General features: G+C 39.0%; 16 protein-coding genes. 6 read left to right on the plus strand and 10 right to left on the minus strand.

What is annotated here, in order from left to right; all coding sequences use genetic code 11:
• The gene (locus AABJ44_RS05555) at positions 1-1,629 is read left to right on the plus strand and encodes a S1C family serine protease (RefSeq protein WP_338370932.1); all 1,629 of its coding nucleotides are present in this window, start codon (positions 1-3) and stop codon (positions 1,627-1,629) included.
• A 22-nt stretch (positions 1,630-1,651) separates the two neighbouring features.
• Entirely contained in the window at positions 1,652-3,457 is a 1,806-nt protein-coding gene (gene lepA, locus AABJ44_RS05560) for a translation elongation factor 4 (RefSeq protein ID WP_338370933.1), read from the plus strand.
• 33 nt (positions 3,458-3,490) lie between these two features.
• Here lepA and AABJ44_RS05565 read toward each other — a convergent pair whose 3' ends face one another.
• The 4 genes from AABJ44_RS05565 to AABJ44_RS05580 form a co-directional block, all read right to left on the minus strand.
• Complete coding sequence (locus AABJ44_RS05565) at positions 3,491-5,116, minus strand: 6-hydroxymethylpterin diphosphokinase MptE-like protein (protein WP_338370934.1); 1,626 nt, start codon at positions 5,114-5,116, stop codon at positions 3,491-3,493.
• Positions 5,117-5,119: 3 nt separating this feature from the next.
• Complete coding sequence (locus AABJ44_RS05570) at positions 5,120-6,589, minus strand: SurA N-terminal domain-containing protein (RefSeq protein WP_338370935.1); 1,470 nt, start codon at positions 6,587-6,589, stop codon at positions 5,120-5,122.
• 79 nt (positions 6,590-6,668) lie between these two features.
• The gene (locus AABJ44_RS05575; protein WP_074644587.1) at positions 6,669-7,802 is read right to left on the minus strand and encodes a D-alanine--D-alanine ligase family protein; all 1,134 of its coding nucleotides are present in this window, start codon (positions 7,800-7,802) and stop codon (positions 6,669-6,671) included.
• 95 nt (positions 7,803-7,897) lie between these two features.
• Positions 7,898-9,652, minus strand: a complete 1,755-nt coding sequence (locus tag AABJ44_RS05580) for a Mur ligase family protein (protein WP_338370936.1) — start codon at positions 9,650-9,652, stop codon at positions 7,898-7,900.
• Positions 9,653-9,703: 51 nt separating this feature from the next.
• Between AABJ44_RS05580 and queD the strand changes: the two genes are divergently transcribed.
• Positions 9,704-10,108: a 6-carboxytetrahydropterin synthase QueD gene (gene queD / locus AABJ44_RS05585; protein WP_338370937.1), complete on the plus strand. Its 405-nt coding sequence runs from the start codon at positions 9,704-9,706 to the stop codon at positions 10,106-10,108.
• Positions 10,109-10,122: 14 nt separating this feature from the next.
• Here queD and AABJ44_RS05590 read toward each other — a convergent pair whose 3' ends face one another.
• The 4 genes from AABJ44_RS05590 to AABJ44_RS05605 form a co-directional block, all read right to left on the minus strand.
• A complete protein-coding gene (locus tag AABJ44_RS05590) occupies positions 10,123-12,249 on the minus strand; it encodes a methyl-accepting chemotaxis protein (protein WP_338370938.1) in 2,127 nt (708 codons plus the stop codon).
• Positions 12,250-12,340: 91 nt separating this feature from the next.
• Complete coding sequence (gene hisF / locus AABJ44_RS05595) at positions 12,341-13,105, minus strand: imidazole glycerol phosphate synthase subunit HisF (RefSeq protein ID WP_074644591.1); 765 nt, start codon at positions 13,103-13,105, stop codon at positions 12,341-12,343.
• The gene (gene hisH / locus AABJ44_RS05600) at positions 13,099-13,734 is read right to left on the minus strand and encodes an imidazole glycerol phosphate synthase subunit HisH (protein ID WP_338370939.1); all 636 of its coding nucleotides are present in this window, start codon (positions 13,732-13,734) and stop codon (positions 13,099-13,101) included. Before hisH ends, hisF begins: the two co-directional genes overlap by 7 nt.
• Positions 13,735-14,035: 301 nt before the next feature.
• Entirely contained in the window at positions 14,036-15,490 is a 1,455-nt protein-coding gene (locus AABJ44_RS05605; protein ID WP_338370940.1) for a family 43 glycosylhydrolase, read from the minus strand.
• A gap of 75 nt (positions 15,491-15,565) precedes the next feature.
• On the opposite strand from AABJ44_RS05605, the gene AABJ44_RS05610 reads away from it, so the two are divergent.
• Positions 15,566-15,793: a hypothetical protein gene (locus tag AABJ44_RS05610; RefSeq protein WP_338370941.1), complete on the plus strand. Its 228-nt coding sequence runs from the start codon at positions 15,566-15,568 to the stop codon at positions 15,791-15,793.
• Between the two features lie 66 nt (positions 15,794-15,859).
• Positions 15,860-17,398 (plus strand): RecQ family ATP-dependent DNA helicase, encoded by a 1,539-nt coding sequence (locus AABJ44_RS05615; protein ID WP_338370942.1) that lies wholly within the window; start codon positions 15,860-15,862, stop codon positions 17,396-17,398.
• A gap of 149 nt (positions 17,399-17,547) precedes the next feature.
• On the opposite strand, the gene AABJ44_RS05620 is transcribed toward AABJ44_RS05615, so the two are convergent.
• On the minus strand, positions 17,548-18,759 hold the full coding sequence (locus AABJ44_RS05620) for an OmpA family protein (RefSeq protein WP_338370943.1): 1,212 nt from the start codon (positions 18,757-18,759) through the stop codon (positions 17,548-17,550).
• 57 nt (positions 18,760-18,816) lie between these two features.
• On the opposite strand from AABJ44_RS05620, the gene AABJ44_RS05625 reads away from it, so the two are divergent.
• Positions 18,817-19,239 (plus strand): Holliday junction resolvase-like protein, encoded by a 423-nt coding sequence (locus AABJ44_RS05625; protein ID WP_338370944.1) that lies wholly within the window; start codon positions 18,817-18,819, stop codon positions 19,237-19,239.
• On the opposite strand, the gene AABJ44_RS05630 is transcribed toward AABJ44_RS05625, so the two are convergent.
• Positions 19,236-20,900: a putative bifunctional diguanylate cyclase/phosphodiesterase gene (locus AABJ44_RS05630; RefSeq protein ID WP_338370945.1), complete on the minus strand. Its 1,665-nt coding sequence runs from the start codon at positions 20,898-20,900 to the stop codon at positions 19,236-19,238. The two genes, AABJ44_RS05625 and AABJ44_RS05630, sit on opposite strands and share 4 nt — an antisense overlap.
• Between the last annotated feature and the right edge of the window lie 48 nt (positions 20,901-20,948).

The following is a 20,948-nucleotide window of genomic DNA, read 5'->3' on the forward strand; positions in this document are numbered from 1 at the left end:
ATGAAACTGTTAGTAAAGTTTTTCTCAATTACAAGCTTATTGGCCTGTGTATTATTTTGTGTTTCCTGTAAATCTGTTCGTCAGCCGGATTCTGTTCCAGAGCCTTTAAACTATTGTGATGAAGATATCGTTCAAAATGAAATTGAACGCATCAATTCTTTTATGGAAAAAGAACCTGTAAGAGCTTTATGGCGGGCAAGTCTTCTTGGACGTGAAGATGTAATTGAAAGATGTATAGATTATCTTTCAACTCGTCTGGAAGCTTCAATCGAAGATAAAAATTATCTTGATGCAAAAAGATATTATAAATCCATTATTGCTGTAAAGCCGGACTGGAAAGCAAAGAATTATTCCTATTCGCAGATTGAAAAACTTGCTTATGCTGATATTCCTGGAATTACAAGTGTAAATAAAAAAGCACCTTCAAAGATTTCAGAATGTATGAAGGCTGCTGTTACTATCTGGGTAGACCGTGGAGTAAAAGTTAAAAATGGTGCCGGCTATGCAGATGTAATAATTGGTTCAGGCTTTTTTATTGATGAACGCGGATATATTGTAACAAATCATCATGTAATTGATTCTATGGTAAATCCGAAATATGAAGGTTATTCTCGTTTATATATAAAGCTTTCTGATGATAATCTGACAAAGATTCCTGCAAAGGTTGTTGGTTATGATTCTTTACTTGATCTTGCACTGCTTAAAGTAGAAATTGTTCCGGAATATGTTCTTAATCTTGGTTCAAGTACAGACCTGGAAATAGGAGATAAGATTTCTGCAATAGGAACTCCTGTTGGTCTTGAAGGAACTCTTACTTCCGGTATTGTTTCATCTTTTGACCGTAAACTGCTTGCTCTTGGAAATGTATTTCAGATTGATGCAGCTGTAAACTCAGGTAACTCAGGTGGTCCGTTAATCGACAGTAATTTAAAAGTACAGGCAATTGTTTTTGCAGGAATGCTTCAGTTGCAGGGCTTAAATTTTGCAATTCCTGTTGAATATCTTAAGCAGGAGCTTGTTTATCTTTATGGCCGTGGTGAGATTATTCATCCATGGATCGGTTGTTTTGGAAATACAAAACGTGAAGGACTTAAAAAACAGGGACTCGAAGTTCAGTATGTACTTTCCGGAGGCTCTGGATTTATGTCCGGCTTGAAACCTGGCGATGTTATTACATCATTTGATGGAAAACAGATTTCATCTCTTGATGATTTTAATTTTATGATGATGTCGTATGAAACAGAAACTATAGTAGAATGCTGTTATATTTCTGCAGATGGTGAAGAAAAGAAATGTCTTGTATATCTGGATAAAAGACCGGAAAATCCATCTGTAACAGTTTATAATTCAGATTTGATTACCAGTTCTTTTGTTCCTCTTTTTGGAATGAAATTGATTCCTTCATCGACAACAAACAGAAATTCCTATACAATAGAAAAAATTATTCTGGGAAGTACTGCAGACCAGATGAGTTTTTCTGAGAATGATTCTGTAACTATAAATGGTGTTCAGATTGATCAGAAGAATGAAGTTATAATAACAACACTTGCAACGAAAAGAAAAAAGAAGGCTTTTCTTGATGTATCTATGAGTCTTGCGACTAGTCTTGATAGCCCGTATTATTTTTAATTTGTGATTCAGGAGCTTTAAAATGACCGAAATGAAATATAAGCGCAACTTCTGTATTGTTGCTCACATCGACCACGGAAAATCAACTTTGTCTGACCGTCTTATTCAGAAGGCAAAGATTATTGATGACCGCAAGATGATGAACCAGATTCTCGACAATATGGATATTGAACGTGAACGTGGTATTACAATCAAAAGTCAGGCTGTAACAATTCCTTATCACGCAAAGGACGGTCACGACTACGAATTAAACTTTGTTGATACTCCGGGTCACGTAGACTTTTCTTATGAAGTTTCCCGCGCTATTGCTTCCTGCGAAGGTGCTCTTCTTTTGATTGATGCAACTCAGGGTGTAGAAAGCCAGACTGTTTCGAATATGTATATGGCTCTTGAGCATGATCTTACAATGGTTCCAGTAATCAATAAGATTGACCTTGCATCTGCTGATATTGAATCCTGCAAACATCAGATTGATAATGAGCTTGGACTGGACTCTGCAGACGCTATGTGTGTTTCTGCAAAGACAGGCGAGGGAATAGATGAACTTCTCGAAGCAATTGTAACAAAGTTCCCGGCTCCAACAGGAGATCCAAACGGAAAACTTGCTGCTTTGATTTTTGACTGTCATTATGATGTTTACCGTGGAGTAGTTGTTCATGTTCGTGTTATGGAAGGTCGTCTCAAGACTGGAGACCTTATCAAAATGATGAGCACAAACACTCAGTACAAAGTAGAGCAGTGCGGTATCTTCAAAATCAACTACGAAGAAACTGGAGTGCTTGAAGCTGGTGATGTAGGTTATATTATTTCCGGTCTCAAGACTGTAAGCGATGTTAAAGTTGGTGATACAATTACTTCTGTAGAGGGCGGAGTAGACGAGCCGCTTCCTGGTTTTAAGGAAGTAAAGCCTGTTGTGTATTCTTCAATCTATCCAATGGATTCAAATGATTATGAAGAACTTAAAGATAGTATGGAAAAACTCAAGCTTAATGATGCAAGTTTGATTTATGAAAAGGATAATTCGCTTGCTCTCGGTAACGGTTTCCGCTGTGGCTTCTTAGGTCTTCTTCACCTTGAAATTATTCAGGAACGTCTTGAGCGCGACTTTGACCAGGCTGTAATCTTTACAGCACCTAGCGTACGTTATCTTCTTCATCTCCAGAGCGGTGAAGATATGTATATTGATAATCCTTCAGAATATCCTCAGGGACGAATTAAGGATGCTGAAGAGCCATACATCAAGGCTTCTATCATCACACCTTCTGAATTCCTTGGTTCAATTATGGCCTTGTGTACAGAAAAACGTGGTGTTCAGACTAACATGCAGTACCTCGACACAAAACGCGTTGAGCTTACTTATGAGATGCCTCTTTCTGAAGTTCTCTTTGATTTCTATGACCGTCTTAAGAGCTATAGCCGTGGTTATGCTTCTTTTGATTATGAAGTTACCGGATATCGTGCTACAGATCTCGTAAAGGTTGATATTCTTTTGAACGGAAAGATTGTCGATGCACTTTCTCTTCTGACATTCCGTCAGAATGCTGTAGACCGTGCACGCAAGGTTTGTGAACGCCTTAAGAATGAGATTTCAAGACAGCAGTTCAAGGTTGCAATTCAGGGTGCTATCGGCGGACAAATTATTGCCCGCGAAACTGTAAACCCTGTACGCAAGGACGTTCTTGCTAAGTGTTATGGTGGTGATATCACACGTAAGCGCAAGCTTCTTGAAAAACAGAAGGAAGGTAAAAAGCGCATGAAGATGATCGGTGATGTAGAACTTCCACAGTCAGCATTCCTGGCAGTATTAAAAGAAAACGACGATCAATAGTTGAGTAGACAGAAGGTCGTATCGAAAACTTATTTACATAAGCTTCAAAAAATAATCTATCTCGGTTCTGATTCTATTTAAGAATGACTGACTCATTGAGAATTTCCAACCATCTGCAAAATGCAGATACAGATATTCTCTAGGTTCTACAATATTTGCGATTTCTTCAGATAATTTTTCACCGGTGAATTCTGTCTTTCCTGTCAGTAAATCGCGCAGATATTCCAGTGCTTTCTTTTCATTTTCCAGATAGTTTTGAATTTCATTCTTGTGGCTTTGAGAAAAAGCTGATGTTTTAATATTCAGCTCTTTCTTTTCAGAAGGTCCTGGAAACGCTCTTGGAATTGCTAATGGAATACCACATTCTCCAGAATCAAAAAGGTTCTTTGTGTCGCCAAAAAGGTTGTTGAACATTATGGCATAATTTTTAAGCGATGGGGTAGTTATAAACTTTTTGCCGCTTTTGTCTGTGAACTGTTCTGTTCCTGTCCCGTATGCAGCGCTGTAATTTGCAATGCTGTTAATTCTGTTACCTGTAATGAGCCGCAGAATATGAGCCAGAGCATTCTTTGTATGTGTTATACCAGTTGAGTAAGAAAAATCCAGTCCTGAAATATAAACAGGAACTGATTCATCCTTACGGAATTTTAATGCATAATATACTGCTGTAAGGCCTACAGAACCGAACGGCAGATTTGCTGGCGGCATAAACGATTTACTTATCAGATTCTCGATAAAACTTGCTTTTGTGTATTCTGTAAAGAAGTAGGAAATATTCTTAGAGCCTGCTTTATGGGCAAGATTTGGAATTGATGATAATCCTGCAAAAATATGAATATCTTCCGGAACTCCAATAAAAGCCTTTGTTATAACAGACTGAGCTTCTTCTACAAAAACTCCATCTGGTTGGATTCCGTTCTTTAAGAGAGGCTGCAATGCTGTATCAGCACATAGAATGAAGTATTTTGAAAAATTTGATTGATTCTCATTTTGTGCTTGTAATGACGAAATCAGCTTCTGAGTGCTTTCTCCAGCACCAAAGACTATAATTGGTTTTTCTATTGTATTAAAAAAATCAGTTATAGGCTTTGAATCAGAAAGATAATGAAGGTTTTCAAAAAGGTTTTTAGAATAACGTCGACCGAACTTTGTGAGTGTAATTCGATTCTTCCAGAATGTCATTACAGAATCTGAACAGGCTGTAAAAAGTTTGTCATAATATTCCTTATGAAATTGAGTTCCGGCAGACATATCAAGTCGTGTAACGCGTTTGTAAAGGCCTGTAGTTGCTAAATCATAAAGTCTAAGAGGAAGGTTATTTAATTCATCTGGTGTACAGTTAATGATTCTGTTATCAGAAAATTGAAGAGTGTTTTCTACTGTCGTAAAATCAAAAAGTTCCTGTTCTACCTCACATAAAACTAAGAGGCAGGCAGATGGAAACTTATTTAATAGTTCTGTAATTCCATAACCAAGTAGAGGAGAGCAGCAAAGAATAATTGTGCCTGGAAGAAGCTTAAGATTCTCAATGGCAGTAATAATATTTTTTTTAGGATTGTATTTAGAATAGAGAAGGTGTTCTTTGTATGAAACAGAAAAGCCCTGAGACGTCTCAATTTTTTGAACGGCACAGGGCTTTTGAATAATCTTTTCTTCCAATGATTATCTCATGTAGTTGTCGAAATAAACTGTGAGGAAGTTATCTTCAAGTTTATCACTCTTCATAATGATGCTTGTTGCTGATGACTGATCATAAGTAACAAGTGTATTTACGTTTACATCATTATCATCTGAAGTTCCTTCTGTTGTATACTGAAGAACGATAACATTGTTGTTCAGTACAAGTGGTTCAGAAAGTTCATTGAGCTTAAGAGAGAATGCTGTTTTAAGGAAGTTTTCGTTATGTTCAGCATTTGACATTCCATCTGCAGAAGTATCAAGTGTATTCAAAACGCTGACATTTCCGTAGTTAAGAGGGAACTTAGCAATTTCGCTTGTCTTAACATTTAGCTTTTCAGCAGCGGCATCGAAATCAGATGCTTTGGCTTCTTTGATGAAGTCATTTGCCTTTGCTGTGAAATAATCTTCAATAAGAGTCATTTCATAAGCTGAGATATAAGTTGAAACAGCTCTCTGAAGATCTTCTGTTGTGAAATCAGGTTTTGTTACAGTACCATCCATTTTGAAAATAGAGTAGCCTGAATTAGTCTGAATGATATCACTTGTTGCTCCAGAAGAAAGACCTGTGATTGAAGCAAGGTCATCTTTGTTAGCAAGGATATTTGAAATCTGATACTGGTAAGAGTTTGTGATTTTTCCATCAGAAGAAGAATAGCTCTTGTCTGAATATTCAGAAACAGCATCTTCAAATGTGATTTCATTGTTTGCAATGCGTTTAGCAATTGATTCAGCCTTTGATTTTTCTTCTACTGTGATAACAGACATGTCATATTTGTTGAACAAAGCTGCATTCTGATTAGCAAACTTAAGTTTTTCATCTAAAGGATAGTCGTTCTTTGAGAAAGCAGCCATCTTAAATCCACGCTGTTCTTTATTCATGTCAGCAATGAACTTCTTTTCTGCTTCAGTATTCTTAAGACCATAAAGTGGTGTAAGACCAACTTTTTCGTTATCAGAAGCAAAGTTGTCGTTTGCAAAACGACTGGCAATAATAGATGCTTTTGCAGAATCATGGAGTTCCTGCTTTACGCTTTCAGAAGCCTGTTTGTAGAGCTTTGAAGAGTAGTTACCTTTTTCATCCTGGAAGTAAGGGAGAATCTCTCTTGTTACTGCAGAATTTGGAGCTTCATAGCCAGATTTTTTAACAGCATCTGAATAAGCATAATTCATTACTGTAGACTTGAAAGCCTGATTGAAAATCTGATAGTAAGTTGTCTGATCAAGCTGCTGACCATACATCTGGTACATCTGGCCATACTGAGATACGAAGTTAGCGAACTCAGTTCCCTGCTCATATTTGATTTCCTTTCCATCATATTTTCCAAAAACTGGTGTGTCGCCACCCTGCTGGCGGCTTGTTCTGCCTTCAACTGCCGGAAGAACGACAAAACAGAATGCACAGATCAAAAGAATAACTAATGATCCGAGTGTGTAAACAGTATTTTTTTTCATAATAAAGTTTCCTTTTTTTTATGATATTTGATAAAAATGAATAAAATATTTTACCATATAATCATTGTGAAGTCTAGTTTTAAATTCTGCTGGTTGTCAGCTTGCTGTGTGTCTCATAACGTGCAACAGCTTCTTTTATCAAAAGCTCAACGAGGTCTGCAAATTTGAGGCCTGCTGCATCACACATCTTAGGGAACATACTGATTGGAGTAAAGCCCGGCAATGTATTGATTTCGTTGAGGTAAACAGCCTTAGTTTCGCGGTCAATAAAGAAGTCAACACGTGAAAGACCTGTTGCATCAAGAACTTTATATGCTGCACAGGCTGTTTTTCTGATTTTTTCGAGGTCATTTTCACTGAGCTCTGCAGGAATAATCAGATTTGCTCCATCAGGATCATTGTATTTTGCATCAAAATCATAAAAATCATGATTTGGAACAATTTCACCTGGAATATATGCTGTTACTTCTTCTACGTCGCTGTCTGAAGGGAAGGTTACTGAGTTTCCTGTAACGCTGCATTCAATTTCGCGTGCATTAGTCAAAGACTTTTCGATAAGAACTTTGTCATCCCATTCAAAAGCTTCCATAATTGCAAAGTTGAGTTCCTTGCGGTCGTTTGCTTTAGAAGCACCGTTAGAACTACCTGCACAGCAAGGCTTTACAAACATAGGATATCCTAGTTCTTTTTCAGTCTCTTCGATAACTGAATCATAAACGATACTGTCGAGAACAACCGAGCGCTTTACACAAACGTAAGGTACAACAGGAAGTCCAACACTCTGCCAGATCAGCTTTGTCTTTTCCTTATCCATTGTGATTGCAGATGCGAGTGGTGTACAGCCGACATAAGGAATGTCTGCCATTTCAAAAAGTCCCTGAATAGTACCGTCTTCACCATAAGTTCCGTGAAGGGCAGGGAATACTACATCAATGTCTAAAGGCTTGCCGCCAGCTAGAAAGGCGTTCTTTCCACCTGCTGGAACAATAGTAACAGCCTTGCTTTCATCTTCTGTAATTGTAAGAATAGCTTTTGTGTCTTTGCATACTCTTTCGTATTCAGAATCAGGCTGTAAATACCATTTACCAGACTTTGTAATTCCAATAAGAATTACCTTGTGTTCTTTGCTGATTCCACTTGCTATGGCCGCTGCAGAAATCAAACTAACTTCGTGTTCGCCCGAACGGCCTCCGTATATAACTGCGATATTCATAGCGGGTTTAACCTCCTTAAAAACCCGATAAACGGGCATGTCAAGGCTTTAAGCGTAGCGTGCCTTGACGTGACCGTATATCACGGCTGTTGTCTTTATTTATATAATTCTTTTAATGCATTTTTAGCTTCGTTTATTTCATCATAAGGCATTGTATAGTCTTTATAAATAATGCTGTTTTCGTGTGACTTTCCGAGCAGCAGAACGATGTCTCCTTTCTGTGCCATTTTGAAAGTTTCTCGGATTGCCTGTGGTCTGTCATGGATAATAAAAAGATTTTCATCCATAACTTTTCCCTCTTTGATAGCGCCTTCTGCAATCATCTTGAGAAGTTCAACCGGGTCTTCTCCACGAGGGTCTTCATCTGCAAGTACAACTACGTCGCAGAACTTAGCAGCAATCTGGCCCTGAAGCGGACGCTTTGTAAGATCACGTTCTCCTCCACTACCAAACAAAGCAAAAATGCGTCCGTTACAGCGTTTGCGTAACGGTGGGAAAATTGTTTCAAAACTTGAAGGTGTATGAGCGTAATCTACAATAAGTTCAAAAGGCTGACCTTCATCAATAACAGTCATACGGCCTTTGATTGGTGTGAGCTCAGGAACCTTTGCAGCAACCTCTTCAAAAGAAAGTCCTGTAACACTGCTTACTGCAGTAATTGCTGCCATCAGATTGTAAGCATTGAAAGCGCCTGGAAGAGATGCCTTTACACTGAAGTGACTTTTTCCGCGTGGCTGTACCGGATCATAGTTTTCAGGGTAAATACCATTTTCTCCATCTGCATCAACATCAAAAGTAAGTCCGTAAGTTGCAGAGGCAATATTACGTGCTGTCATATAGCGGAGATTTTCAGGGATAGGTGGAAGCGGAGTAGCATTGCTGCCTGTTTCTGCCGCTGCTTTTCCAGCCTTGCCTTCTGTTGTAAAGCCGTAAACGTTGTGCTTTGTGGCTTCAATAAAATATGTTGCAGAAGGATCCTCCAGATTTACTATTCCGATAGAATTGATTTTCTGTTTTTCTCCGGCAATAGTCTTAATGTGATTATGCTTATCGAGTGCACGGAAAAGATTTGCCTTATCGTTGCGGTAAGTTTCAAAGTTTTTGTGGAACTCAAGGTGCTCGAGTGTAACGTTCATAAATACACCGCAGTCAAAAAGAATCTCGCCGCAGCGGTTAAGTTTTGTAGAAAGTCCATGAGAAGAAGTTTCTACAACAGCGTACTTACAGCCGTTTTCAAGCATTTCATTTAAGTGATGCTGAATAATTGGGGCTTCTGGAGTTGTCTGATGCTGTGGATTTGGAAGAGCATCTCCACCAAAAGAGTATTCAACAGTAGAAATAAAACCAGCCTTGTGGCCGCAGGTACGAAGCAGCTGCCAGATAAAACTTACAGTACTGGATTTTCCTTCAGTACCTGTTACACCGATAACGATGAGCCGTTCACTCGGGTTATCATAAAAACGGGCAGAAAGAGGTGCCATTGAAAAACGAGCATCCGGCACATTGATGAGTGCAGGGGCAAATTTTGGCATTTCATTTGAAATAGCATTATCAATAGTGCGCTTTATGATTGCCTGAGCTACATCCTCTTTCTGAGAAGATGTAAGTTCACCCTGGAAAACAACAGCATTTGCGCCGGCAAGAATAGCCTGCTCAATGTAGTTGTTACCATCTGTATGAGTACCAGGAAGGGCAAAGAAAAGTGAGCCCGCAGTTACTTCGCGTGAATCAAACACAAGGCTTGATATCTGTATATTATTAATTTCTGATAAATCAGTTATTGTACTTCCGTCAGCTGCTACAACAGTATTCTTAAAAGCCGGCAGAATCTGTGAAAGTTGTTTTGTCATTCTTCTATTATATATGTTTGCGCAAAAATATAAAAGTGATATAATCGCCATATGTTTGAAGTACGCGTAACGGCAGACTTTGCTGCTGCCCATTTTTTAAGAGACTACAATGGTAAATGTGAAAATCTTCACGGCCATAATTATAAGGTATATGCCCATGTAAAAGGTCCAAAACTCAATGAAGGCGGAATGCTTTTAGACTTTTCTAAACTCAAAGCCGCTCTTCGTGAGGTTTGCAAACAGCTGGATCATACAAATCTTAATGACCTTGCAGTTTTTGATCAGAATCCAAGTGCAGAACGTATAGCAATGTTTATTTATGATGGAATAATAGCTTTGCTTAAGAAAGAGGGAATAGATTTGTCGTACAGCGCAGGCAAAACTGAGCCTGCACTGTACTGTGTTGATGTTTTTGAAACAGAAACTTCACGCGCACGTTACCGTGTTGATGAGTAATGTCCGACAGATAATTACACTCTGAATTTATCTATCTGACCACCAATATCTTCAATTGATGACTTCATCTTTTCTGAAATGTCGCGAAGGGCAATACCGGTATCCTTAATTCTTTCTGCATCCTGTGTCATTTCTTCAACACTGGTCTGCATGATACCAGTTGCGTCCTGAAGATTTTTAACTTCTTCAAGAATAGCCTTATTTCCCTGTGACATTTCAACGCTGGCAGTTTTTACCTCAATTGTAGAATCGTTCATAGAATGAAGTGCATTCGAAATATGCATAGAGCCTGTATTCTGCTCTTCCATTGCAGCCTGAATCTGATGAACAAGCTGTTCAGTATCAGAAATCTTATTTGTTACAGACTGGAATGCTTTACTTGATTCTTCCGATGCAGAAACTACATTATCAATTGAGTTCTTGATATTGTTCAGCTGATCACCAATTGTTTTTGACTGAGAAGAAGAGGTTTCAGAAAGCTTACGGATTTCATCAGCAACAACCGAGAATCCCTTACCTGCATCTCCGGCATGAGCAGCCTCAATTGCGGCGTTCATAGCAAGAAGGTTAGTCTGTTCTGCAATATCTGCAATTGCAGTGTTCGCATCCTGCAAAGTTTCACTCTGGTTTTTGATGTCTTCAATAATTGTATTTACATTTATCTGCATCTGAATACCAGTCTGTGCAGATTCCGCAAGAGCATCAAAAGATTCAGACATCTTTTCCATAGAAATATTTACAGATTTAATATTTCCAATCATCTGTTCAATAGCTGCAGATGCATCAGAAACTTCAGAAGATTGTTTGCCAATCATTGTTCCTAAAGATTCAATGTTAGTGGCAATTTCATTTACAGCTCCAGCTGTCTGTTGAACCGAAGTATACTGATTTGAAATCTGTTTATGTACAGATTCAATACTGTTAAGAATTTCATCAATAGAAGTGGCTGTGTTCTGTGTAGATGAATCCAGTGCGAGACCAGCGCTTCCAAGAGTATCTCTTGATTTCTTTACCTGAGCAATAATGGACTGCAGTTTTTCCGTAAAGTTATTAAAGCCGGAAACCACATCACCAATTTCATCTTTAAGATGAATATTAATTCGTTTTGTAAGATCTGCATCACCAGTAGCAATGTCGTTGATGGTATTCTTTACATATCCCAGAGGTTTTATAAGAAGTGAAACAAGAATTAAGGTTGAAATTACAACAATAATAATGGCAATTATAATAGCAATGGCAATGATTGTAGTTATTTTAGAAAGGCTGTCAAAGTATTCACTGTATGGAGCAGCACACATAATTGCCCAATCGCTGCCACCTCCAACCGGCATATATGAAACAACCTTTTTTTCTTTAGAAACAGGTTCAGTAACAATCTGATAGCCGGTCTCACCTGCAACAACAGCTTCAATCATATAATCCCATGGAGTTTTTACCTTTTCATCAACCTGTTCCATTTCCCATGACGAATAATCTTCCTGAGACATTCCTTCGTAAGAATTTCGACCGATTACAAGTCCAGATGCTGTAGACATAATTGTTGGATGTGAATTTTTACCAATCAGAATCGAATCAGAAAGGTTATATACATCATCACCATTTACGATAGAAGAAAGAATACCTATTGCTTTATTAGGATTTTTTGCGCTATAAACCGGAATACTATAGAACATGATTGTTTCATCGCCAGCCCATTCCATCATATATTTTTTAGGTAACGGGTCGATAATAACTCTTTTTCCTGAAATAGTTTGCTGAAAAAAATCCTGATCAGAGACATCTACATAAACACCATCAGGTCTTATACACATTCCTTTGTCATTATAAAAAGCAAGGTTTTCAAGATGTTCTGGATTTGCTATGGCAATAGCTGAAAGCTGTGCAGTTTTCTGTTCCAGTGTAATATCTTCATCACGAAGATAAGGAAGTTCCGCAATTGCTTCCAGGAAGTAGAATTCCTTTTCCATTACATCATGTAAAATTTTAGCAGATTTCTGGGCATTTAATTCCATAATCTGTTGGGTACTTGTTGAGATAGAATCTGATAATTCCCGTCTTGCAACAAGTCCAACTGCAATTACTGCGAGGTTTACCAATACAACAACAAAAACGATGATTTTAAATTTTAAACTGATCTTCACAACAACCTCCTGAATATCAATACTATTTTATAACAGGTTGTTAAGAAAAAAAAGAAAAAAATACAATTATTCTGAATTTTTTAAGCAGATATTAAAGACGAACAGGAACACCGTTTCGGTTCAATTCATCTTTAATCTGGCCTACAGTATAAGTTCCGTTGTGAACCATGCTGGCAACAAGCGCTGCGTCTGCCTTTCCTGTGGTGAGTGCGTCTGCTAAGTGGGCAGGGGTACCGCCGCCGCCACTGGCAATAACAGGAACCGGAACATTTTCGGAAATCAAACGTGTAAGCTCGATATCATAACCATTCTTTGTTCCGTCAGCATCCATAGAGTTCAATACAATTTCACCGGCGCCAAGTTCAACACCACGCTTAGCCCATTCAAGAGCATCGAGCCCTGTGTCTACGCGGCCACCGTTGATAGTAGTTCCAAATCCGCTTGGTTTTGTAGGGTCGCGGCGAACATCCATACCAAGAACAATACTCTGGCTTCCAAAAACCTTTGCGCCCTCAGTAATAAGTCCCGGGTTCTTTACAGCCTGACTATTCAGAGAAACTTTTTCAGCACCGGCAAGAATAGTAGAGCGGATATCTTCGATAGTACCGATTCCACCGCCAACGCAGAAAGGAATGAAAACCTGCTGAGCAACGCGCGATATCAAATCAAGAATAGGACCACGCCCTCGAGCCGAAGCAATAATATCGTAAAAAACCAGCTCATCAACGCCCTGTCGGTAATATTCAGCAGCCATCTCAACAGGATCGCCGATATCTATATTATTCTGAAACTTTACACCCTTAGTAGTTCGTCCGTCCTTTACATCCAGACATATAATAATTCTTTTCTTTAGCATGATGTCCCCAACTTACAGAAGTTCTCAATAATCTTCAGTCCAGTCACACCACTTTTTTCCGGGTGGAACTGACAGGCAAATACATTTCCTTTCTGAATTACAGAAGGAACTTTAATTCCATATTCAGCATAAGCTTTTACAACCGATGCATCTTTAGGACAGATTACAAAAGAGTGAACAAAGTAAACATCAGAATCATTTTTAATTCCTGCCAGAATAGGGCAGTCACCGTTTTCAAAGCTGATGTTATTCCAGCCCATGTGAGGAACCTTGATTTTATCTTCCTTCATCTTTGGCTCAATTGTATAAAAATGTTTGATTTCGCCTTCAACAAGACCAAGACAGGTAGCATCGCCTTCTTCAGAATGTTCAAAAATAATCTGAGAACCAACACAGATTCCAAGAAGAGGCTTGCCCGCAGCAACCTGCTCACGAACGAATTCATCAAAGCCGCTTTTTTTAAGCTCAGCCATAGCGTAGGCATCATCACCATCGCCAGGGAACATAAAGCGGTCACAATCTTTCAGTTCAGAAGGATTTTTAGAACGGATATAAGGAATCTTCAGATAATCCAGAGCACGCTCAAGACTAGTGATATTTCCTGCATTAAAATCAATAATTCCAACCATGTTTCTAATTATAGAAATATTAGAAAAAAAAACAAGAATTTTGGAACAATTTTCAAGGCTTCCGTATTATAAGTAAACCGTGAACTTTGGCTCCCAGTCTCGTATTTGTAGGTCAAAAACGCGCAATATTGCGCTAGACGTTGTTTGTGGTATAGAAACTATTATACCTGCCGCTTTCGCGGCAACCACAAACAAAGTCTTTTTGCCCTACAAATCCGCTCTTTCGCGCCAAAATTTTCTTTGATTCTTTTAAATGCGGAAGTTCTGAAACTATTTCTATTTATTTTTAGATTTCGTTTTATTAATCAAATGTAAATTTATCAAATTCTGCAATTATTTCTTTTGATGAAGACAAGAACTCAAAGTAAACCGCACGCTTTCCAATCACACCAGAAGTGAGTGGGACAGTTGCTGTTTTCTCACCTTTCTTCATATCAAATGATGCAATAACCTTGCCCTTATAATCGTCAACGCGAACATTTACAGTCAAATCTTCTTTTGCAAGAATATCAGCTGTAACAGTCTTAGGAGTATTTGCACCAAACTGAAGATAGCGGAAGCCTACAGTCAAATTGCTTGTGATATCAACGATTGGAGAAGAGATATTATCATCCTTTTCATAAACAGGTTTAATGTAAGCGCCGCCCATGCCACCGTTGTATCCGCCTTTTGCACCACCATAGATATGAACAGCATAACCTGCAGAAATCCACTTGCGTGCATCAAGACCGTTGATGTGGGCACCCTGAGATGTCATTTCAACTGGCTCTGAAGCAACAGGCTCTCCATCCTTGTAAGTAATCTTTCCAACAAAAATACGGCCGTTTTTATCCATTGCAACATCAACAGGTTCAAGCATAGCCTGACGAGAATACTCATCAGTTCCAATCTGGCGGTGATAGAAAATGTACCACTGGCCGTTTACTTCCATAAGACTTCCGTGGTTGTTACCCCAGCGGTAGCTCATCTGATTTTTGCCGTCAGGACCAGGAAGAATCTCGCCGCCGTTAAAACTGATATCGCCACCCATCTTGTAATCTCCAAGAGGAGTGTCGCAGTATTTGTAAGAAAGGAATCCGTTACAGTCTTCGTAAACACCATACTGTGGGCGGTGAGTGTAGTAACGCTTAGAATAGATGAAAACATATTTACCAAAAAGCTTACGAGGAGAAGAGGCCTCAAAGAAAGCATCATTTTCATCATCCATACCATCATCTGGGGACCATGGAGTAATACTGTGCTTTACAACATTTTCGCGGAGAGTTTCCTTTTTAATTGTACACATATCGTCGTTGAGCTCTGCACAGTATTGCTTACAGAAACCCCAGAAGGCATAAACCTTGCCATCATCATCAACTAAAATACCAGGATCAAAGGCAAGTTCTGTAAGTTTTGGATTTGTAAAAGGTCCTGCAGGATTCTTACTTGTAGCCAGCATGATGCGTGAACCTTTTGCTTCTGCTGCATACATATAGAATGTATCGCCTTTCTGAACAACGTCTGGAGCATACAAAATTGAACCGTCTGTAGAAGTATAGCATACACCGTGACAGGTCCAGTTAGTTAAATCATCAACTGGGGCAGACCATACAACCTGATCAGTTCCACAATATTCAGTTTTAAGTGTATCGTGAGAGCCGTAAAGATAAACTCTCTTTTCTCCATTATATTCAAAAACTCGTGGTTCTCCGTCTGGAACATGTTCCCAAAGCGGCATATAAGGGTTAGCACCTTTTATATATTCCTTTTTATTCATATTAAAACCTCACTTGATAGATAAAGATAAAGAAGAATAACTATTGAATCAAGTGATTTTGACCGATAAAAAAGTATGGCAATAAAAGAATATTTATCAGTTATTTTAGGCGTATTAAAAGATTTTCGTGTAATTGGAACTGTTATTGTCATGATTCTTGTAATTCAGTTTGCAAAATTTGTTACTACATACAAGAAAAAGCCTCATAAACCTAAAAATAAAAAAGGTTCTAATGCAGCACCTGCACCAAAGAAAGAAGAACCTAAAGCAGAGGGTGAAGAAGCTTCTGCAGAAGAAAAATAAAACTTTTTCATTAAATTTTACTCTTAAAACTTCCTGAAATCTTTAAAGCCGTACCATATTATAGATATGGGTAATAATGAAATCATTTCTACAGATGAACCATGTCTGGATTATGTAACACAGACTGCTTTTAACAATTTTGGAATAAAGTATCTGTATCCATGGCAGAGACTTGTCGTTTCAAATATTCTCGAAGCTTATGAGTACTGGAAAAAGCCTCTTGAGTATGAAGATGAAGGTGAGCTTACAGATTCGTTCTGTAAAGGCCGGCAGATTGTACTGCTTCCAACGGGCGCGGGAAAGTCACTTTGTTTTCAGATTCCGGCATTGCTTCTGGATGGACCGTCTTTAATCATTTATCCTCTTCTTGCCCTTATGACCGATCAGCAGAGGCGTATGGAAGAGGGGAGTCTTAGAAGTGTGACTTTTCGAGGCGGGCAGACTGACGAAGAACGTGAAGAAAACTTTCGTAAAATCAGGGAAGGGGCACAGATAATTCTGGCAAATCCAGAAGTTTTGCAGAGTGAAAGTCTTTTAGAGCAGTTGAAGGATGTAGGGATAAAGCATATAGCCATAGATGAAGCTCATTGTGTTTCAGAATGGGGTGATTCATTCCGTCCGGCTTATCTTGGACTTGGTAATGTAATAAAAGTACTGAATCCGCCGGTAATTACAGCTTTTACGGCAACTGCGTCTCCAGAAGTGCTTTCACGTGTCGCAGAAATTCTTTTTGATGGAAATGCACATGTTGTAAGAAGTGAAAGTGACAGAAAGAATATTATTTATTATGTCCGACAGGCAGCTGCAAAAAAGAAGGAAGCTCTGCTGCTCGCCAGAACAGAACAGCGCCCCATGATTATTTTCTGCGGTACTCGTAATAAAGCTGAAGATATGGCGCGGGAATTAAATGTGTGTCTTGGAGACGGAACTGCGCGGTTTTATCACGCAGGCCTTGATAAATCGGAAAAAGATGAAACAGAAAAATGGTTTTATGACAGTAAGGATGGGATCTTGTGCGCTACCTGTGCCTATGGAATGGGTGTGGATAAAAAAGACATTAAGACTGTTGTTCATATAGTGCCATCCGCAACAGCTGAAGCGTACATTCAGGAAGCCGGCCGCGGCGGCCGTGATGGCAGCATCGCCAAGGCAATACTTTTATGGAGTCCCGCAGACTCTCTGGATTATTCTGTATATGCACCGGGCACCCGTCAGGCTGCCATGAGGGACTTCGCAGAAACCACAGAATGCCGCCGCCAGGTTTTACTCGACGCGCTGGGCGCCGAGCAGGCAGTCTGTAGCGGCTGTGACTTATGCGATGCGCGGCGTGCAGCTACTCCACAAAAATCTCCGCCTTCTGACTGGCAGACAGCCTATGAAATCATAAAAAAAGCCAGAAACTACTATTCGGAAGATGAAATAGAAACAGAATTATTCGAAACTATGAATAACCGTACCCGCCGCCTTTTAGGCCTCAATGTCTGGACTCACAAGGACACGGTGGAAGTGGTAAAACAGTTAAAGGATTCCGGGCGTATTGAAATTGATAATTTTTTTTGGAAAGGACAGTTAAGGATTAGAAAACGGAAGTCTTCAAAAATCTGACGGGCTCCCGCTGCATCACGCCTATCAAACTGCGGTTGGGCGTAAGAGGTATCCGACTCGCTTCAGCTGGCGCTTCCGCTCGCGAACGCCCAAATGCAGTTTCTAGTCGTGATTCGCTCGCGCCCGTCAGATTTTTGTATTCACAGTAATTAATCCATAATTGTGATTTCAACACGTCTATTTTTTACTCGCCCAGCTTCCGTAGAATTCGTTGCGACAGGCTCCGTAGCACCCTTACCCTGTGTGAATACATGATACTGATCGCGAATACCAAGTTGTACAAGGAATTCAGCAACTGCATCTGCGCGTTCTTCAGAAAGTTTCTGCTGCATTTTTACGGTTCCGCGGTCTGCACAGTGGCCTGTAATCAAAAGGTCGTTTGAAAACTCTTTTAGAATCTCACCGATTTTTTCAATTTTTTTCTTTTCAGAAGGAAGAAGGATAACAGAATCCGGTTCAAACTGAATTGCATCCAGACTGATTGTAAGACCTTTATCTCCCTGTTTTATAGAAATATTATCAAGTTTATATTTTTCAACTGTTTTCTGAAGTTTTTTAAGGTTAGTTTTGTCATTTACAGATTTATAATCAGTTACCTCACCATGGGCAGTTCCCCGGAATGCAAAGGTGTTGTTATAGGTATCATACATGTAGATTACAAATTCTTCTGTATAATGGTCGAGTTCTCCGCGTTCATTGTCCCACCAGATTTTCTGAATTGCCTGACCCTGAGTTCCTGCATAAGTACAGTCTGAATTGTAATTATTTTCACTCAGATTATCCTGAAAGAACTTATACTGCACTTCGAGTACACGGAGGATTTTATCATCTGTTTCTTCATCACCAATATAAGTATAGGTAGCTGTAAAAGGAACCTGGATAGCTTCTTCCATATTAAACAGCTCGCGGCAATCATGTACTTCAAGACCTTCACTTGTCCATGATTCACCAATCTTGATTTTTTTATCAGAAAAAGATGGAACGCTTTGTACTGTAGGCAGATAATCATTGTCAGAGTCGTGGAGCTGTCCATTAGCATCGCGGTAAACTCTAACGGAATTTTCTTCTCCCCAGGAAAGCATTCTTCCAGTGGAATTCATAAAGTTGTTCTGAGTTGTCATGTAGTGAGTAAAAAGTTTAGCAGATCCATCCTGTTGAGTTTCTGTTACGGTGGTGGAAGTACGGTTTATAAACTCTGTTCTATTATTTAATCTTCCATTTATATAAGCTTCTTCTTCAACTGTGGCTACATGTGATACAGCATCACCTTTTTTCTGCTTAAATTCAAATAAAATGCCTTCATCGGCAAATAAAGAAAAGGTAATGAATAAAAGTATTGCAGTTACAGATATACGTTTCATAAAGAAATGAACCTCCTGATACTATCATTATCGGCATTTATGGTTTATATTGTAAAAATGATTGAGCAGTTTTTAAGTTACATTAAAAATATAGTGTTGGAAATCCCTTTTCCTGCACTTATTGCATTTTCTGTTGTATTTCTTCTTCTGATTATACAGACAATCCGTCTTCATAAAAATCATGCATCGCTTCGTTCAGATGCCATTAAACGTTCCCGTTCTGTTCTGGGAGGTCAGCTTGCAGAACAGGTTGCTCCTTATCTGCCGGGCTTTCCATGTAATCCCGGTGACGCCCGCTTTATTGGTAAGCCGGTTGATTTTATAGCATTTCCCGGTATGACAGAGGATAATAACGTAAAAGAAGTTCTTTTAATTGAAGTGAAAACAGGAAAATCTGCACTCAGCGGACGAGAAAGAGAGATTAAGCGAGCTGTTACCGAAGGTCGTGTTCGATATGTCGAATATAGAGCTGATGATTAGTTTTTCAGCAGTGCATTTACATCACCGGCCAGATATGCGTCACAAAGCTGATATGGCATTGGTTTTCCTCGTAAAAAGCCCTGAACAAAATTACAGTTAAACTTATGAAGCAGCTCAAGCTGTTCTTTATTTTCAACACCTTCTGCAATAGTTTCAAGCCCCATCTTTTCTACCATATCAATAATAGAGCGGGTGATTGTCGCCTGAACTCCATCTTTTGAAGTGATATCGTTTATAAAGGCTTTGTCAATTTTAAGGGTATTCAAAGGCAACATCTGAAGGTAACTTAGGGAAGAATAGCCTGTTCCAAAATCATCAAGAGAAACTCGGATGCCCATGGCTTTTATATGGCGGAGCTTATCAATTGCATCTCCCATATTGTTAATCATAACACCTTCTGTGATTTCAATTTCAAGAAGTTCGGGATCAACCTTATATTCAAGAATGAGTTCTTCAAGTTCCTGTAAAAAGTTGTCACAGAGAAGTTGAATTGGAGATACGTTTACAGAAATAATTCCACGGAAATCGTATTTAGCCTGCCATGTTTTGAGTGTGGTTATAGCTGTTCTTAAAACCCATTTTCCTATAGGAACTATGAGGCCTGATTCTTCGGCAAGAGGAATAAATACGGCTGGAGAGATTGTTCCAAGCTCGTCATCATGCCATCTGATAAGGGCTTCAAAACCTCGGAGTTTTCCAGACTGAATATCAAACTGAGGCTGATAGTACTGTGTAAAGCAGCTTCCCAAAAGGGCTTCGTTCATTTTTGTCTGAAGGGTAAGATGCTGAATGAAAACTCTCTGCATCTCAGGTTCAAAATAAAAAAAGCTGTTCTTTCCGTTCTTTTTTGCATAATGAACTGCCATGTCTGCAAAGCGAATCAGTTCTTCTTTCTGTTCTGTATTAGCCGGGAACATTGAAATACCGCCGGAAACAGAAATCTGTTTCAGCTGGAATGCATCAAAAATACAGTCAATAAAGTTTACAAGAGAATCATCGCTTTCAAAATTTGTGATTATTACAGCAAACTCATCATCACCGTATCGGAAGATTTGAATGTATTCTCTCTGAAACTGTTTTAGGACATCTGCAACATCAAGAATAACCTGATCTCCTGCAGCACTTCCAAGGGAATCATTTATATTCTGAAGGTTATCAATATCAACAACAAGAAGGGCAGCCCTGTATTTTTTAAAGCGGGCTGTTTCAAGGGTGATTGCAAAAGTATCTGCAAAACCTGTTCGGTTTGAAAAGCCTGTCATAGGATCTGTGATAAGGGTTTTCTTTAGTTTTCTATAATATTCGCGTTCAGAAGTTATATTGATAAAAGTGATTATGATGTACTTTTCGGAAGGTACATACTTCATCTCAATTTTATACCAGGCTTGAGTTGAAGGTGAAAAGTATTTGATGTCATCATAGAAACGGCCGGCAATAGCATCAAGTGCCATTTTAAACCAGGGTATGTCGGAGGTAATATTCATGGAGAAATCAGACCATTTAGGCTTGTTCTGCATAATAAAGCCGGCGGCTTTTTTTACTTCCTCATTGGTATAAACGATATCAAAATCTATGATTTTTCCAGTGTTGTCTTTAATGGGAGTTCCAACAATAACAGGGGCAGCGATATTGTCGAGAACAACAGAAAGGTTTACGCTCATTTTTTAACCTACTATTTTTATTTACCCCTCTCGGCAATTATTATGGTA

It is taken from the genome of Treponema bryantii (assembly GCF_036492245.1).
In the GTDB taxonomy this organism is placed as follows: Bacteria; Spirochaetota; Spirochaetia; order Treponematales; family Treponemataceae; genus Treponema_D; species Treponema_D bryantii_C.

Excerpts from the sequence above, each read along its gene's own strand:
- AABJ44_RS05555 (WP_338370932.1), top strand. The coding sequence starts at position 1 with ATGAAACTGTTAGTAAAGTTTTTCTCAATTACAAGCTTATTGGCCTGT.
- AABJ44_RS05630 (WP_338370945.1), bottom strand. The coding sequence starts at position 20,900 with ATGAGCGTAAACCTTTCTGTTGTTCTCGACAATATCGCTGCCCCTGTT.
- AABJ44_RS05580 (WP_338370936.1), bottom strand. The coding sequence starts at position 9,652 with ATGACAAAACAACTTTCACAGATTCTGCCGGCTTTTAAGAATACTGTT.
- hisH (WP_338370939.1), bottom strand. The coding sequence starts at position 13,734 with ATGGTTGGAATTATTGATTTTAATGCAGGAAATATCACTAGTCTTGAG.
- queD (WP_338370937.1), top strand. The coding sequence starts at position 9,704 with ATGTTTGAAGTACGCGTAACGGCAGACTTTGCTGCTGCCCATTTTTTA.
- hisF (WP_074644591.1), bottom strand. The coding sequence starts at position 13,105 with ATGCTAAAGAAAAGAATTATTATATGTCTGGATGTAAAGGACGGACGA.
- AABJ44_RS05620 (WP_338370943.1), bottom strand. The coding sequence starts at position 18,759 with ATGAAACGTATATCTGTAACTGCAATACTTTTATTCATTACCTTTTCT.
- AABJ44_RS05575 (WP_074644587.1), bottom strand. The coding sequence starts at position 7,802 with ATGAATATCGCAGTTATATACGGAGGCCGTTCGGGCGAACACGAAGTT.
- AABJ44_RS05610 (WP_338370941.1), top strand. The coding sequence starts at position 15,566 with ATGGCAATAAAAGAATATTTATCAGTTATTTTAGGCGTATTAAAAGAT.
- AABJ44_RS05625 (WP_338370944.1), top strand. The coding sequence starts at position 18,817 with ATGATTGAGCAGTTTTTAAGTTACATTAAAAATATAGTGTTGGAAATC.
- AABJ44_RS05605 (WP_338370940.1), bottom strand. The coding sequence starts at position 15,490 with ATGAATAAAAAGGAATATATAAAAGGTGCTAACCCTTATATGCCGCTT.
- AABJ44_RS05615 (WP_338370942.1), top strand. The coding sequence starts at position 15,860 with ATGGGTAATAATGAAATCATTTCTACAGATGAACCATGTCTGGATTAT.
- AABJ44_RS05570 (WP_338370935.1), bottom strand. The coding sequence starts at position 6,589 with ATGAAAAAAAATACTGTTTACACACTCGGATCATTAGTTATTCTTTTG.
- lepA (WP_338370933.1), top strand. The coding sequence starts at position 1,652 with ATGACCGAAATGAAATATAAGCGCAACTTCTGTATTGTTGCTCACATC.